This window comes from Williamsia muralis (assembly GCF_002735905.1).
GTDB classification, from domain to species: domain Bacteria; phylum Actinomycetota; class Actinomycetes; order Mycobacteriales; family Mycobacteriaceae; genus Williamsia; species Williamsia muralis_A.
The window spans coordinates 774945-789525 of sequence record NZ_PEBD01000010.1 but is presented as its reverse complement, the minus strand read 5'-3'; the positions used below and the strand labels follow the sequence as shown (position 1 = coordinate 789525).

At 64.8% G+C, this 14581-nt stretch carries 13 protein-coding genes; 5 read left to right on the top strand and 8 right to left on the bottom strand.

Features of this window, described 5'->3' with window-relative positions; all coding sequences use genetic code 11:
- Positions 1-13 precede the first annotated feature (13 nt).
- From CSW57_RS17315 to CSW57_RS17300, 4 genes are read right to left on the bottom strand one after another with little or no spacing between them, the layout of a single operon-like run.
- A complete protein-coding gene (locus tag CSW57_RS17315) occupies positions 14-1363 on the bottom strand; it encodes a cytochrome P450 (protein WP_099383892.1) in 1350 nt (449 codons plus the stop codon).
- Positions 1360-2154 (bottom strand): SDR family oxidoreductase, encoded by a 795-nt coding sequence (locus CSW57_RS17310; protein WP_099383891.1) that lies wholly within the window; start codon positions 2152-2154, stop codon positions 1360-1362. Before CSW57_RS17310 ends, CSW57_RS17315 begins: the two co-directional genes overlap by 4 nt.
- Positions 2154-3377, bottom strand: a complete 1224-nt coding sequence (locus tag CSW57_RS17305; RefSeq protein ID WP_099383890.1) for a cytochrome P450 — start codon at positions 3375-3377, stop codon at positions 2154-2156. Before CSW57_RS17305 ends, CSW57_RS17310 begins: the two co-directional genes overlap by 1 nt.
- Positions 3374-3964, bottom strand: a complete 591-nt coding sequence (locus tag CSW57_RS17300; protein ID WP_099384565.1) for a TetR/AcrR family transcriptional regulator — start codon at positions 3962-3964, stop codon at positions 3374-3376. Before CSW57_RS17300 ends, CSW57_RS17305 begins: the two co-directional genes overlap by 4 nt.
- 66 nt (positions 3965-4030) lie before the next feature.
- Here CSW57_RS17300 and CSW57_RS17295 point away from each other — a divergent pair, with 66 nt between their 5' ends.
- From CSW57_RS17295 to CSW57_RS17275, 5 genes are read left to right on the top strand one after another with little or no spacing between them, the layout of a single operon-like run.
- Entirely contained in the window at positions 4031-5497 is a 1467-nt protein-coding gene (locus CSW57_RS17295; protein WP_099383889.1) for an aldehyde dehydrogenase, read from the top strand.
- A 9-nt stretch (positions 5498-5506) separates the two neighbouring features.
- Positions 5507-6244: an SDR family oxidoreductase gene (locus CSW57_RS17290; RefSeq protein WP_099383888.1), complete on the top strand. Its 738-nt coding sequence runs from the start codon at positions 5507-5509 to the stop codon at positions 6242-6244.
- Positions 6241-7104 carry an NAD(P)-dependent oxidoreductase gene (locus CSW57_RS17285; protein WP_099383887.1) on the top strand — a complete coding sequence of 288 codons (864 nt, stop codon included), beginning with the start codon at positions 6241-6243 and terminating at the stop codon, positions 7102-7104. Before CSW57_RS17290 ends, CSW57_RS17285 begins: the two co-directional genes overlap by 4 nt.
- Complete coding sequence (locus CSW57_RS17280; RefSeq protein WP_099383886.1) at positions 7101-7487, top strand: carboxymuconolactone decarboxylase family protein; 387 nt, start codon at positions 7101-7103, stop codon at positions 7485-7487. Before CSW57_RS17285 ends, CSW57_RS17280 begins: the two co-directional genes overlap by 4 nt.
- Before the next feature lie 10 nt (positions 7488-7497).
- Complete coding sequence (locus CSW57_RS17275; RefSeq protein ID WP_099383885.1) at positions 7498-8481, top strand: LLM class flavin-dependent oxidoreductase; 984 nt, start codon at positions 7498-7500, stop codon at positions 8479-8481.
- A 381-nt stretch (positions 8482-8862) separates the two neighbouring features.
- Here CSW57_RS17275 and CSW57_RS17270 read toward each other — a convergent pair whose 3' ends face one another.
- From CSW57_RS17270 to CSW57_RS17255, 4 genes are all read right to left on the bottom strand, one after another.
- Positions 8863-9603 (bottom strand): ABC transporter ATP-binding protein, encoded by a 741-nt coding sequence (locus CSW57_RS17270; RefSeq protein WP_099383884.1) that lies wholly within the window; start codon positions 9601-9603, stop codon positions 8863-8865.
- The gene (locus tag CSW57_RS17265) at positions 9600-12392 is read right to left on the bottom strand and encodes a branched-chain amino acid ABC transporter permease/ATP-binding protein (protein WP_099383883.1); all 2793 of its coding nucleotides are present in this window, start codon (positions 12390-12392) and stop codon (positions 9600-9602) included. The genes CSW57_RS17270 and CSW57_RS17265 overlap by 4 nt, the downstream gene beginning before the upstream one ends.
- A gap of 51 nt (positions 12393-12443) precedes the next feature.
- Entirely contained in the window at positions 12444-13688 is a 1245-nt protein-coding gene (locus CSW57_RS17260; protein ID WP_099383882.1) for an ABC transporter substrate-binding protein, read from the bottom strand.
- 319 nt (positions 13689-14007) lie between these two features.
- Complete coding sequence (locus CSW57_RS17255; RefSeq protein WP_038252633.1) at positions 14008-14580, bottom strand: TetR/AcrR family transcriptional regulator; 573 nt, start codon at positions 14578-14580, stop codon at positions 14008-14010.
- Position 14581 lies beyond the last annotated feature (1 nt).

Below are 14581 nucleotides of genomic sequence, written 5' to 3'. Positions count from 1 at the left end.
GCTGTTCCTGTCTTCAGCGAGCGCGCTTGCGGTACTTCACCTTGCACGGCTGGGCCAGCTGCACAACCATTTTCGAGTGATCGTTCTTGTACGACTCGGACGGCTGGCTCATCTCGAACTCATAGTTCTGCAGCAGCACGGAGAAGATCGCCTTGAGCTGCATGATGGCGAACTGCGCGCCGACGCAACGGTGCCTGCCCGCACCGAAGGGGATCCACGTCCACCGGTTGGCGAGATCTTCCTGACGGGGCTCGAGGTAGCGGTCCGGGTCGAAGCTGTCCGGGTTCGGGAAGTCTTCCGGCAACCGGTTGGAGATGGCAGGCGACGCGGCGATGGTCTGGCCGGCGGTGATCTCGAAGTCCTCGACGATGAACTCGTTCTGAACCACGCGCATCAACACGATCAGCGGAGGGTGCAACCGCAAGGCTTCTTTGAGCGCCGACTCCAGCTTGGGGATCTGACGCATCGCACCGAAGCTGTATTCGGCACCACCGGAGTAGATCTCGTCGAGCTCGTCGGTGACCTGCTTCATGTAGTCGGGGTGGCGCAGCAGTTCGATCAGCGTCCAGGCGGCGGTGCCGGATGTGGTGTGGTGTCCGGCGAACATCATCGAGATGAAGATCCCGGTGATGGTGTCCGCGGTGAAACGGAGGTTGCCCTCCTCGTCGCGGATCGAGACCAGGACGTCGAGCAGGTCCTTGTCGTCGCTCTCGTCCGGCTCGGCGATGCGGGTGTCCATGATCTCTTGGACCAGGGCGACCAGTCCCTCGCGGGCGGCATCACGCTTGCGGAAACTCTCGATGTCGGCATGGGCGTCCACGTACGCGATCGGGTCGGTGCCCTTTTCCAGATCGTGGTAGAGGTGCGCGAACCGGCCGTCGAGCTGTTCGCGGAACTTCTTGCCCACCAGGCAGGTCGACGACGTGTAGATGGTCAACTCGGCGAAGAATTCGAGCAGATCGATCTCACCCGAATCACCCCAATCGGCGATCATGCGCTCGACCTCGAGCGGGATGGTCACGGCATGGTTCTTCATGTGAGCGCCCTTGAGCGCCTGGTTGTGGAGCATCTCCGAACGCCGCTCGGGGCTCGCGTCGAACACCACACCCTCACCGAAGATGGGCGTCATGAACGGGTATGCCGCCGCCTGGTCCAGGTCCTCTTCCGATGCACGGAAGAAGGCCTCGTTGGCCGCCGCGCCCGAGACCAGCGCGACCTCGCGGTCGGCGAGCTGGAAGATCCCGACGTCGCCGCATTCTTCGCGGACTCTCTTGAACAGGCCGATGGGATCGGTGGACAACTCGTCGAGGTGGCCGTGCTCACCGTCGCCACCGGATACACGCTTGGGCTTGGTCAGTGTCATTTGCTGTCTCCTTCAGTACGAGCGACCGGGGCTTCGGCCTCGACCTCGACCAGGCGCATGTGTGCACCCCGAGGCATTGAAACGATGGTTGTGACCGCCGTGGCCAGATGGACGGGCTTGAGGAAGTTGCCGTGCCGGGCCAGGCCCCACGGAATCCAGTCGTTGAGTACCGATTCGGCGACCTCGGGCGAGAAGTTCATCCCCATGCCGGTCATCACCTGGCCGGGACGGACGAGGCTGGCGCGCACACCGGTGCCCTCGAGCTCCATCCTGGCGACCTCGGCGAGTCCTTCGACACCGCACTTCGCGGCCACGTAGGCGCCCATCTGCGGACGCGGCGACACCACCACATCGGAGCTGATGAACACGAAATCACCACGTCGGCGACCGATCATCTCGGGAATCAGCCTGCGGTACAGACGTTGTGCGCCGAACAGGTGGATGTTCACCTGCGCGGCGAAGTCGTCGGTGGACACCTCGAACGAGCGTCCCGGTTCCAGGTCACCGGCACCGGACACGGCCACCTCGATGGAACCGAGCTGGGCTTCGGCCTTGGTGACGAACTCGTCGATCGAGTCGGCATCGGTGATGTCGAGCGGAAGGGCGATCGCCTCGCCACCCGCTTCGTTGATCTGGTCGGCGAACTCCTGTGACTTCTGCACCCGCCGGGCGCCCAGTGCCACCGGATAGCCGGCCGCACCGAGCATGACGGCCGTCGCTGCGCCGATGCCGGACGAGGCACCGGCGACGACCACCGGCCTGCGTTCTGGGTGTCCGGGGAACCGTGGCATCAGCGCACCTTCACTTTCATGGGCAGGGCTGCGAACCCGCGGACGTTGACCGAGTGCACCCGGGCGGCGTTCTCGATGTCGATGTCGATCTGGTCGATCGACTTGACGATCTGTCCCAGTGCGACATTGGCTTCCAGCCGCGCGAGGTGTGCTCCGAGGCAGAAGTGGGTGCCGAGGCCGAAGCTGGTCAGGGCCTGCGAGCTGTCCCTGGTGATGTCGTAGTTGTCGGGATTCTCGAACACGTCCTCGTCGCGGTTCGCCGAGCCCAGGAGCAAGAGCACACGCTGACCGGCGGGGATGGTGTAGCCGCCGTACTCGACGTCCTCCATGACCCGACGGACGACGATCTGGGTGGAGTTGTCGTACCGCAGGGTCTCTTCGGTCCACTGGGGCACGGCCTCGGGGTCGGCCATCGGTATCGCCAGCTGATCGGGGAACCGCCATCCCCAATACACCGCATTCGCAAGCAGTTTGGTGGTCGTCTCGTTGCCTGCGACGATCATCAGGACCATGAACCCGATGATCTCGTCCTCGGTGAGCCTGGTCTTCTCACCCGTCTCGTCGTCGAGGACCTCGGCTTCGAGAAGTGCGGACACCAGGTCGGTACCCGGCTTCTTGCGGCGCTCGACGAGCAGCTCGGTGTAGTAGCGGGTCAGCTCGAAGTAGGCGAGCACCGCGGCCTCGGGAACATCGAAGACGCCCTCTTCGCGGTGGATCAGCAGGTCGGACTGGGTACGCAGATGGGCGCGGTCGGCCACTGGCACGTCGAGCAACTCCGACACCACATCCATCGGCAACAGCCCGGCGAACTCGGTGACGTAGTCGAACTCCCCCATCTCCAGGCAGCGACTCCAGTGTTGTTGGGTCAGTTCGGCGATCCGGTCACCCAGCTCCGCGACCCGCTTGGGCGTGAAGCCCTTGGAGACCAGTTTGCGGATACGCATGTGCTTCGGGTCGTCCAGGGCAAGGAACGACATCGACTTGTGCGCATCGGGACCGTAAGCGGCCGGGTCCATCGACACACCCCAGCTGTTGGACAACCGGACCGCGTCGCGGAACCCGTTGCGTACGTCCTCGTGCTTGGCGAACGCCCAGAAGTCCATGTCCGCGTTGTGGTACACCGGCGCCTCGGCGCGCAGGCGGGCATACGTGGGATAGGGGTCTTCGTGGAAGTTGTAGTCGTAGGGGTCGAACGGGACCCGGGTCTGCATACCTGTGGTCATCGGTTCTCCAGCAGTAGTCGTGCCGCCGCGTCGAGCCGGTCGGCGATGGCGGAATAGGTTTCGTATCCCATGCCGGCACGCACGAGCGCGCCGGAGTACAGCATTTCGAGCGCCTCGAGCAGCGCCTCGTTCTCAGGGGCCTCGGGGTCACCGCCGAGGGCGGTGGCCAGTCGTTGCCGGATCAGTACGCCGATCCGCAACCGGAGGTGCTCGACATCCGGATCCGAGCCCAGGAGCGAGGCGGTCACCGCACGGGCCAGATGGGTGTCGTCCTCGACAGCCAACGCCACCGAACGTAATTGGGTGACAACCCGTTCGGTTCTGGGCAACGAGGGGTCGGGGTCGGTGATCCCCTCGGCCAGCCGGCGCCAGAAGAGCTCGGCCACCACATGCCCCTTGGAACTGAAGTACGTGTAGGCGGTGGCCGGTGCGACGCCTGCGCGCTTGGCCACCGATCGCACAGTCAAGGCGTCGTATCCGACTTCCCGCAACACCTCCACCGCCGCGGCGGTCAACCGGTTGACGGTCTCCGCCTGAGCGGTCGTGAGCCGCCGGCGAGTGGATTCGAAAGAAACCGGACTGGACATGGACGCTGACATTACACTAGGTTCATACTCGAGTCCAGACACGTGTCCAGAAGGAGGCGACCAGCAATGGCGCTGAAGCCAGAAACCAGCTCTGAGCTGCTCATCGACGGGAAGCTCGTACCCGGTTCCGGTGGCACTTTCGACATCATCAACCCGGCCACCGAGGAGGTGATCGGGCAGGCCGCCGACGGCACCGTCGCCGACATGGAGTCCGCCATCGCCGCCGCGCGCACGGCATTCGACACCACCACCTGGCGCCACGACCACGCCTTCCGCGCGAAGTGCCTGCGCCAACTCCGCGACGCCTTGCAGGGCCACATCGAAGAGCTCCGCGAGATCACCATCGCCGAGGTGGGTGCCCCTCACTTTCTGACCTCAGGCCCGCAGCTCGAGGGCCCGATCAATGATCTGGGCTGGTTGGCCGACCTCGCCGAGAGCTACGAATGGGAAAGCGATCTCGGTCGGGCCAAACCGATGGGTATCAAGACCCAGCGGCGCGTGCAGCGTGAGGCCGCCGGTGTGGTCGGCGCCATCACACCGTGGAATTTCCCGCACCAGATCAACTTCGCGAAGATCGGCCCCGCGCTGGCCGCCGGTTGCACGGTGGTCCTCAAGCCCGCGCCCGACACCCCTTGGTGCGCGGCACTGGTCGGCAAGGTCATCGCCGAGGAAACCGACATCCCGGCCGGTGTGATCAACATCGTCACCTCGAGCGATCATTCTGTGGGAGCGGTACTTTCGAGCGATCCCCGCGTCGACATCGTCTCGTTCACCGGCTCCACCGCGACCGGCAAGAAGGTGATGGCGGCAGCTGCCGACAGCCTCAAGCGCGTCTTCCTCGAACTCGGCGGCAAGTCGGCGTTCATCGTGCTCGACGATGCCGACCTCGCATCGGCCTGCTCGATGGCCGGCTTCTCCGTGGTCACCCATGCGGGCCAGGGCTGCGCGTTGACCACCCGACTGCTGGTTCCCCGCGAGAAGTACGACGAAGCCATTGCGCTGACCCGTGATTCGATGGCGGGACTACCTGCCGGTGACCCCTCCGATGCCGGGACCATCTGTGGTCCGGTCATCTCCGCGACGCAGCGAGACCGCGTCGAGGGCTATTTGAAACTGGCGCGCGACGAGGGCGGCACCATCGAGATCGGTGGCGGTAGGCCCGCGGACAAAGAGAAGGGCTACTACATCGAGCCCACTCTGATCTCGGGGGTGGAGAACTCCGCACGTGTTGCGCAAGAAGAGATCTTCGGTCCCGTGCTCGTGATCATCCCCCACGACGGCGACGACGACGCGATCAACATCGCCAACGATTCCCCCTACGGCCTGTCCGGTGCTGTATGGGGCACCGACCCCGAGCGCATCCAGCACGTTGTCGACGGTGTACGCACCGGGACGATGAGCATCAACGGCGGTATCTGGTACGGCGCCGACGTGCCGTTCGGCGGCTACAAGCAATCCGGCATCGGACGCGAGATGGGCGTCGCCGGCTTCGAAGAATACCTGGAACTCAAAGCCATCGCGGCACCAGCATAAGGAGCATGTATGAGCAACAACCGATTTGAAGGCAAAACCGCCATCGTCACCGGCGCCGCCGGTGGTATCGGCGAGATCTATGCACGCCGTCTGGCCGCCGAGGGCGCCAACGTCGTGGTCGCCGACCTCAACGACGAGGCAGGCAAGCAGGTCGCCACCGACCTCGGTGGGCTCTACGTCAACACCGACGTCTCCGATCCCGAGTCGGCGCAGGCCCTGGCCACCGCCACCCTCGATGCCTACGGGCAGATCGACTATCTCGTGAACAACGCCGCGATCTACGGCGGGATGAAGCTCGACTTCCTCATCACCGTCCCCTGGGATTACTACAAGAAGTTCATGAGCGTGAACCTCGATGGCGCCCTCAACGTGACCCGTGCCGTCTACGGTCACATGAAGCCCGGTAGCGCGATCGTCAACCAGTCCTCCACGGCGGCATGGCTGTACAGCGGCTTCTACGGCTTGGCCAAGGTGGGAGTGAACGGTCTGACCCAACAGCTCGCCACCGAACTCGGCGGTTCCGGCATCCGCGTCAACGCGATCGCACCGGGGCCCATCGACACCGAGGCGACGAAGTCGACAACGCCGGGCAGCATGGTCAAGGACATGGTCAGCAAACTTCCGCTGTCCCGGATGGGCACACCCGACGATCTGGTCGGCATGCTCCTGTTCCTGCTGTCGGACGGAGCCGGCTGGATCACCGGTCAGATCTTCAATGTCGATGGCGGACAGATCATCCGGTCATGACAGATCAGAAAGCAGTCGGCTTCATCGGCCTGGGCAACATGGGTGCCCCCATGGCCGAGCGCCTACTCGCCTGGCCAGGCGGCCTGGTTGTCTGCGACACCCGGCCCGAGGCGGCCGACAAGCTGATCGAAGCCGGCGCCACGCTGGCGGATTCGCCCGCCGAGGTCGCGAAGACCGCAGGGGTCATCGGCATCACCGTCCTCAACGACGAGCAGGTCAAGACGGTCGTCTCCGGTCCCGACGGCATCCTGCAGACCGCGGCGCCCGGCACGGTCATCGCGATCCACTCCACGATCGGTCCGCAGACCGCGATCGATCTCGCCGCGGTGTGCGCGAAGTCCCGCGTGGAGCTGGTGGATGCACCGGTCTCCGGGGGCGCCCCAGGGGCGCAACAGGGCAAGCTCGCCATCATGGTCGGCGGTGAGCGGTCGGCTTATCTTCAGTTGAAAGAGCCGTACTCATCGGTCTCGGACATGATGGTGCACGCCGGACCGGTGGGTGCCGGTACCCGGATGAAGTTGGCCCGCAATCTGCTTCACTTCATCGCTTTCACCGCGACCACCGAGGCGGCGCGTCTGGCGGAGGCGGCGGGCATCGACATCGCCAAGCTCGGCAAGGTGGTCCGGCACACCGATGCGATTACGGGTGGGCCGGGTGCGATCATGCTGCGGGACACCACGGCGCCCATCGACCCCGACGACTTCTGGTACGGGATCTTCACGCACGTACGGGATCTCGGTGAGAAGGACCTCGCACTCGCCTTGCAGCTCGGCGCCGAACTCGGGGTCGATCTGCCGCTCGGACATATCTCTTTGGATCGTTTCGCTGACGGCTTGGGTGTGGGAAAGGCAAAACAATGACTACTGAGGGCACGTCAGAGCGACGTCAACGGGGCCTGGACATGATGTCCAAGGTGTACGGCTGGGAAATGCAGGACGGCCCGGGCGATTTCTTCGCACACACGGCCGATCAGCTGTTCGCCGAGGTGTGGACCCGTGAGGGGCTCACGGTACGAGATCGGCGACTGCTACTGCTGGGTGCGCTGGCCGCAACCGGGCAGACCGATGTCGCCGAGATCCAGGCCGGCGCCGCGCTCGGGAACGGCGAACTCGATGCTGATCAGCTACTCGAAATAGCGTTGTTCCTCTGCTATTACATCGGCTGGCCGCAAGGTACCCGGCTCAACATGATGTTCGGCGAGGTCATCAAGAAGCACAAGAAGGCGACGCGGGCAGCGGACTGAGAGTCGTCCTGTGACATTCTTCGCGACCCGATTCGACTTCCGCGCTCCAGGCGCCACCCCCGCCGCTCGCAGCGACCTGTTCGCGCGGTCGGTGGAGCAGGCGGCGTACCTCGACACCCACGGCCAGGACGCCCTGATGTTGTCGGAGCACCACGGTTCGCCCGACGGCTACCTCCCGAGTCCGATGCTGGTGGCGTCCGCATTCGCTGCGCGAACGACTCGGATCTCGATCACGGTGTCGGCGCTTGTCGCGAATCTGTACGACCCGCTGCGGCTGGCCGAGGACATCGCCGTCCTCGACCACCTCAGCGGGGGCCGGGTGTCGTACACGCTCGGTCTCGGGTACCTGCCCCACGAGTACGCCCAACTCGGTCGGCCGTGGGTCAGTCGGGGCGCCGATATCGAACGACTCATCGGCGTTCTTCGGGCCGCGTGGACTGGAGAACCGTTCGAGTTCGAAGGACGGACAGCGCAGGTGACTCCGGCGCCGTTGTCCACGCCCCATCCGCTGTTGTTCTACGGCGGCGGCTCCAGAGCTGCTGCTCTGCGCGCCGCCCGACTCGACCTCGGCTTCCAACCCCAGGTCGCCGACCCCGCGTTACGTGACCTGTACGAGTCGGAATGCCGTGCGCACGGCCGCGAACCGGGTTTCGTGATGATGCCGCCGCCAGGGCCGTCGACGGTGTTCTGCTCCGAAGATCCCGACCGGTTCTGGCACCACTACGGCTCGTACCTCCTCGCCGACGCCAAGGCGTACGAGGCATGGCACGGCGATCACGCCTCGCATGTTCGAGACAGCTCCACCACCGTGGACGAACTTCGCAGCGGCACGGGCTATCTGGTCTGCACCCCGGACGACCTGGTGGAGAAATGCCGTAGTCGCGAAGTGCGCCTGGTGACGAGTCACCCGCTGTGTGGCGGGATGCCTGAGCAACCATCCTGGGACAGCGTGCATCTCATCGGCGAGAAGGTACTCCCCGCACTGAGGAACTGACCCGCCGACCGTGCCGAAATCGCCGTCGACCGGGCCGAGAACGCCGCTGACCGTGCCGAAAACGCCGTCGACCGGGCCGAAATAGCCGTTGACCGTGCCCTTCTCGGCACCGACCGTGCCGAAACGGCCGTTGACCGTGCCTTTCTCGGCACCGACCGTGCCTCAGAACGAGCTGAATCGACCGTTGGTACTAGTGCTGCACCAAATTACGCTTGCGGTGTGAGGTCCACACTGCATCATGGGCCCGGTCGACGGCGTTATCGGCACGGTCGACGCGAATTTGGGCCCGGTCAACGGCGTTATCGGCCCGATCGACGCGAGTTTGGGCCCGGTCGACGCGAGTTTGGGCCCGGTCGACGGCGTTATCGGCACGGTCAGCGGCTACCCGGCAACACTCTCCGAGTCCTCTTTGCGCGCACCCATGTACGCCCGCTCGACCAACGACGGATCGTCCGACAGAACCGACGCCGGCTGGTCGAGGACCACTTCACCATGCACCATGATCACGGCTCGGTCCGCGATCCCGAGGGCGAGGTGGACGTGCTGTTCCACGAGCACCACCGCTGTGTCGCCCCGGTCCGCGACCGCCCGGATGATCGGCAGGATCGATTCCACCACAACGGGTGCGAGCCCCATGCTCAGCTCGTCGATGAGCAGTACCTTCGGCCGCTGGATGAGTGCGCGGCCGATGGCCAGCATCTGCTGCTCACCTCCGGACAGCTGGCCGGCGTCGACTTTGAGGCGAGCACCGAGCGCCGGGAAGTACTCGAGCACCTCGTTCAGGGCCTGCTTGCCACGGTCACGTCCGCGGGTAGCGAGCTGGAGGTTCTTGCGCACGCTCAGCCCGCGGAAGAGCGCGCGGTCGTCGGGCACCAGCACGAGGCCCGATCCCACTGCTGCGCGCGGACTTCCGCGACGAAGGGTCTGCCCACCCACCGAGACGTCTCCGCCGAAACTCGGCAGCAACCCGGCCAAGGTGAGCAACAACGTGGTCTTGCCTGCACCATTCGGCCCCAGCAGCGACACCACCTCGCCCGCGCCGATGTTCAGGTGGACGTTGCGCACACACGGGCTGCGCTTGAAGTACCCGGCCTCCAGGCCCTTGCATTCCAGCACGCTCATGAGATGACCTTCTGTTCCGTGAGCCCAGCCGCCGATGTGGCCTCGGCGGTGTCCCGACCACCCGCAGGCACACCCAGATAGGCGCGGATGACATGCTCATCGGCCCGGATGGCGTCGGGGGTCCCACTGGCGATGACCTTGCCGAGATCGAGAACGATGATCCGATCGCACACGGACAGAACGAGTTCCATGTCGTGGTCGACGAGGAGCATCGTCATGCCGTTGTTGCGGACGGCGCGTAGCCGTTCACCGAGCCACCGGCTCTCGTTGCTGTCGAGGCCGGCGGCGGGCTCGTCGAGAAGTGCCACCGAGGGGTTGCCCGCGAGCACCCGCGCCATCGACACCAATTGCCGTTGTCCTTGTGACAGTGAGGCAACGGTGACATCGGCGACCGAATGCAGATCGAGCAAGCCGAGAACATCGTCGACGCTCTCGTCGCTCGTGGAAGCCTTACCGCCACGCGCGCCGACGGTCACGTTCTCCCGCACGGAAAGGTCGTCGTACAGCTCGACATCCTGGAACGTGCGACCCAATCCACGTCGGCTGCGTCGGTGCGGAGCCAGGTCGGTCACGTCGGTTCCGTCGAGAGTGATGTGTCCCGACGCCGACGCGAATCCACTGATGGCGTCGATCAGAGTGGTCTTCCCGGCACCGTTCGGCCCGATCAGCCCGACGATCTCGCCGTCGAACACCTCGAACGACACCTCACTCACAGCGGTGACTGCGCCGTACTGCACCGATACGGAGTCGACGTTCAGCAGCGTCCGGTCACGATCGATCACCGGTGTACCGGCGTCGAGCCGACCGGATGTCGGCGTCGTCGAGGCATCGGTCTCCCCTGCCGGGGCTCGAGGTGTCTCGGACCGCGAGAACCGTTGCACCAGAGAGGTGATGCGTCCGGCGATGCCGTCCGGGTTGATCATCACCGTCAAGATGAGGAGCACCCCACTGGCCAGCGCGTAGTAGTCACCGAAGTCGAAGGCCCGGTCGAGCACGATGTACAGCAACGCACCGGGAGCGAGGACACCTGCGAGCAGGGCGCCCGACACGGACGTGATCCCGGCGGTGTAGATGATGGCGAAGATCGCGATGCCGGCGAACACACTGAACGGATCAGCGGTTGCGAGAGTTTGTTGGTATGCGAGCAGTGTGCCGCTGAGCCCGGCGAGGAACGAGCCGATTGCGAACGCGGCCAATTTGGTTCGCGACACGTTGATACCCGCGGCGGCCGCGGACCTCTCGTTGGCGCGGACGGCGAGCATGGCCGAGCCGAGCCGACTGCGCCGCAGCAGACCGACGCCGACCGCAGCGATCACCACGATGATCAGGCACAGGATCCCGAACGAGACCCTCGGGTAGTTCTCCCCGGCGCCGATACCCAGATCGATCCCGAAGATGCTCGGTGCGTCGAAGTTCGAGCCCTCGAGTCCGCCGTTGAACGACGGATTGCGGAACCAGAAGGTTTCCAAGAACACCGCGAGCGCAAGCGTGACCACCATGAACGGGAGCCCCCGGATCCGGAGGGCGGGCAGCCCGACAACCACCCCGATGACCGTGGCCATCAGTGCGGCCAGGATCGGCGCGAACGGGAATGGTATCCCCAGTTCGGTGTTCACCACACTCAACCCGAAGGCACCGACACCCGCGAGGGTCAGCTGGGCGAGCGATACCTGTCCGGCGAACCCGGTCACCACCACCTGCGAGAGTCCGAGGATGGCGAAGATGAACGTGGCGATGATCGCCCCGCGGTAACTGCCCGACGTCGCCGACAGGGCGATGACGGCAATGATGGTGGCGACAACTGCCGGCGTCCAGATCCGTCTCGGACGGGGAGCCCGACCGAGGTTCTGGTGCACGATACCGCCGCGACTGGGCAACGGCCGACCTTTGACCACCAGGAACACCAAAATCAAGAGCAGCGGGATCGCCTCGGATACACCAGATTTCGGAATCCAGCTGTAGAGACTTTGCAGGTGCGTTCCCTCTGCCTGCAGTATGCCGATGCCCAGCCCGGCCGCGACGGCCAAAGCCATGGACGAGAAGTTGCCCACCAGCGCCGCAGCCAGCGCGGGCACGATGAACATCGTGTACGCGATCGGGCTCAGGGGCACGATCGGGGCGATGAGGATACCGCCGAGTCCGGCGATCACCGATGACAGAGCCCAGTTGCTCACTGCGATGCGATCGGGCGAAAGCCCGGTGACGAATGCACCTTTCTCCGATTCGGCGGCGGCTTCGGTGGCCACGCCGAACCGCGTGAAGTGGTACACCAGCGCGACCACTGTCGCCAGGGCCACGATCACCACGGCGAGCCAGATGCGGTCTGTGGGCACCTGACTCTCCCCGATGGAGAGAACTCCCGGTTCGAAGATCGGTGCCACCGGCACCGCTGTGGTGCCGACCCGGAGCGCGAGGAGCGCCTGGATGGCCAGCATGAGACCGATCGACGCAACAGCTTTGGCGACCACCGGCGCCGACCGCATCGGTCGGAACACCACCAGATAGAGCAGCGCTCCCAGCGCCGCCGCGATCACCAGGGAGATCGCGACGGCGGGAACGAGATCGAGTTCGCCACCCAATTCGATCGTCGACGGGAAGCCGGGTACCGGGATGAGGAGTTCTCCCTCACGCAGTAACCCATACGTGTACGTGGTGTACAGCGCGACAGCTCCCGTCGCGAAGTTCACCACCCCCGAACTCTTGAAGGTCATCACCAACGCGAGTCCGAGGGCGGCGTAGACCGCTCCGTTGCCCAGGCCGAGAAAAAGATAGGCAAAGTGCTCGGTCATCTACTGTTCCAACTTCTTTCGATGATTCAGGTGGGTCTTCTCGCGCTGGATCTAGCCGACGCTCGTCAGGTTCGTGGGCTTGCCCTCGCTGTCGACCGGACCGACGAGCAACGTCTTGCTGCAGATCGACGGCAGCTGCGGGATCGCGGTGCCGTTGCAGGTGAACTTCAGTCCGGCCCCGATGGGGAGCGGGATGTCCTTGGCTGCCTTGAGCGCTCCGGTCACCGTTGCGGGCGAGATGTCGCCGGTCAGGTTCTCGATCACCCGGTACAGGCCGAGAACACCTTGGTATCCGGTGTAGCCATAGCCGCCGATGTCGGTCTCCGGCGCGTACTGCGCCATCACGGAGCGGTAGAGCACCGAGTCAGGATCGTCTGAGTAGATGTCGACGGTGGTGAAGTCCTTGATACCTTCCATGACCGGTCCGCCAACGGCTTTCACCACATCAGGGGCGACGCACGTGGGCACGACCAGTCGGTCTTTGCCCGGGGCGACGGTCTGCATGGTCTTCAGCACCGATATGCACATGTTGGCGTCACCGACGATGGCGACGGCATCGGGGTTGTCGGACAGTCCTGCGGTGAGCTGCGGCGTGGGGTCCGGCACGGCGGTCGGAATGGGTACGACCTTGAGTTCGATACCTGCCGCCTGGAAGATCGGGTTGCCGATCGCCGAGATCGCCGCGGGGGTGCCTCCGCCGTCACCCGACATGAGGGCCAGCTTCTTGATGCCGTTCTGCGCCGAGTATTGAGCCATGCCGGCCAGCACGCCGGGCAGTCCGGCGGTGAACATGAAGGAGTCCGGCGAGGTCAGCTCGACGGGGGTGACGCCGACCGGGCCGACGTACGGGATACCTGCGCCGGAGAGGATCGGCAACATCGCCGGCCCTTGGGCTCCACCGGGAACCACCACTGCGACAACACCTTGCTCGACCATCTGGTTGGCGCAGTTCGTCGCCGAAGCCGGTTCTTCCTGCTGCTTGCAGATGACGAGTTCGATGGGCCGTCCGTCCACCCCGCCCGCGTTGGCGTTGATGTATTCGGCTGCGGCCTGAGCGGTTTCGCGGTTGGCCGGGAAAGAGGCGAACGAGCCGCCTTCGCTGTTGATGAAGCCCACCTTGATCGGGGCGCCAGTGGCCGCGTCCGCCGGCAGAGACGTTGTGGGCAGTGACGAATCCGGAGAGTCACTGTCGGAACCGTCGCTGCACGCGCTGACGCCGAGAACTGTCAACAACACCGAGGCACCGACGCCGAAGATGACTTGGCCGCGGCTGCGACTTGTCCTGCGTGACTTCATATTTCATACCCTTCACGATCCATGGATGGGGCGATCGAGCGCCAGACGCCATCGCCCGGCCATCCACGACGGAGGACTGGTTTCTCAGTGGGCTCGCGAGGAGCGGGAGATGGGGCGGCTGGTGATGCAGATCACTTTGTTCGAAGCCAGTCAGACATTACGCACAGACATTCGTATCGTCAACCGTATAGACGGGTGTCCAGTTGTGTGATTGAGTGGAGTTCTCGACAGCGGTCGAGAGGTACCGGACCCAGCGCGCATTCAGCGTCGGGAACTGGCGAAAGCTATTAGACGACTTGCCTATTGAAGGCGCGAGCGTTCAGGCCAGAATCTGGCGCGCGGCAGCCTCGAGCTGGTCCGCGACCTCGCCGTAGGACAGGTGACCCATCCCCGCGCGAACCATCGCACCGGTGTAGACCAACTCCAGCAGTCCCACGTCTCTTGAGCTTCCCTCCGACCCCACGGCTGCCACCAGGAGCCGATGGATCTCGCGGCTGATCTGGAAGCGGAGCTGTTCGACGTCAGAGTCATTGCTGAGCAATGCCTGCGTCACCGCCGCAGCGAACTCGGGCTCGTCGGCGACGTTGAGGGCCAGGTACCGCAGCACACTCACGACGCGCTCGATCATCTCGGGAGAGTCGTTGGCCGGAGGTGTGGCCGTGGTCAACCGACGCCAGTACACCTCTGCGACGAGGTGTTCCTTCGAGGAGAAATAGATGTAGGCGGTCGCGCGGGCCAGGCCCGCCTTGGCCGCGACGAGAGGCACCGTCAGCTCCGAGTAGCCCACTTCGCCGAGTACCTCGACGGTGGCCGCACCCAGTTTCAACACCGTGTCGGCACGTTTGCCCGTCAATCGTCGACGAGTGGCTTCAACCGGGGACTGATCAGGCACA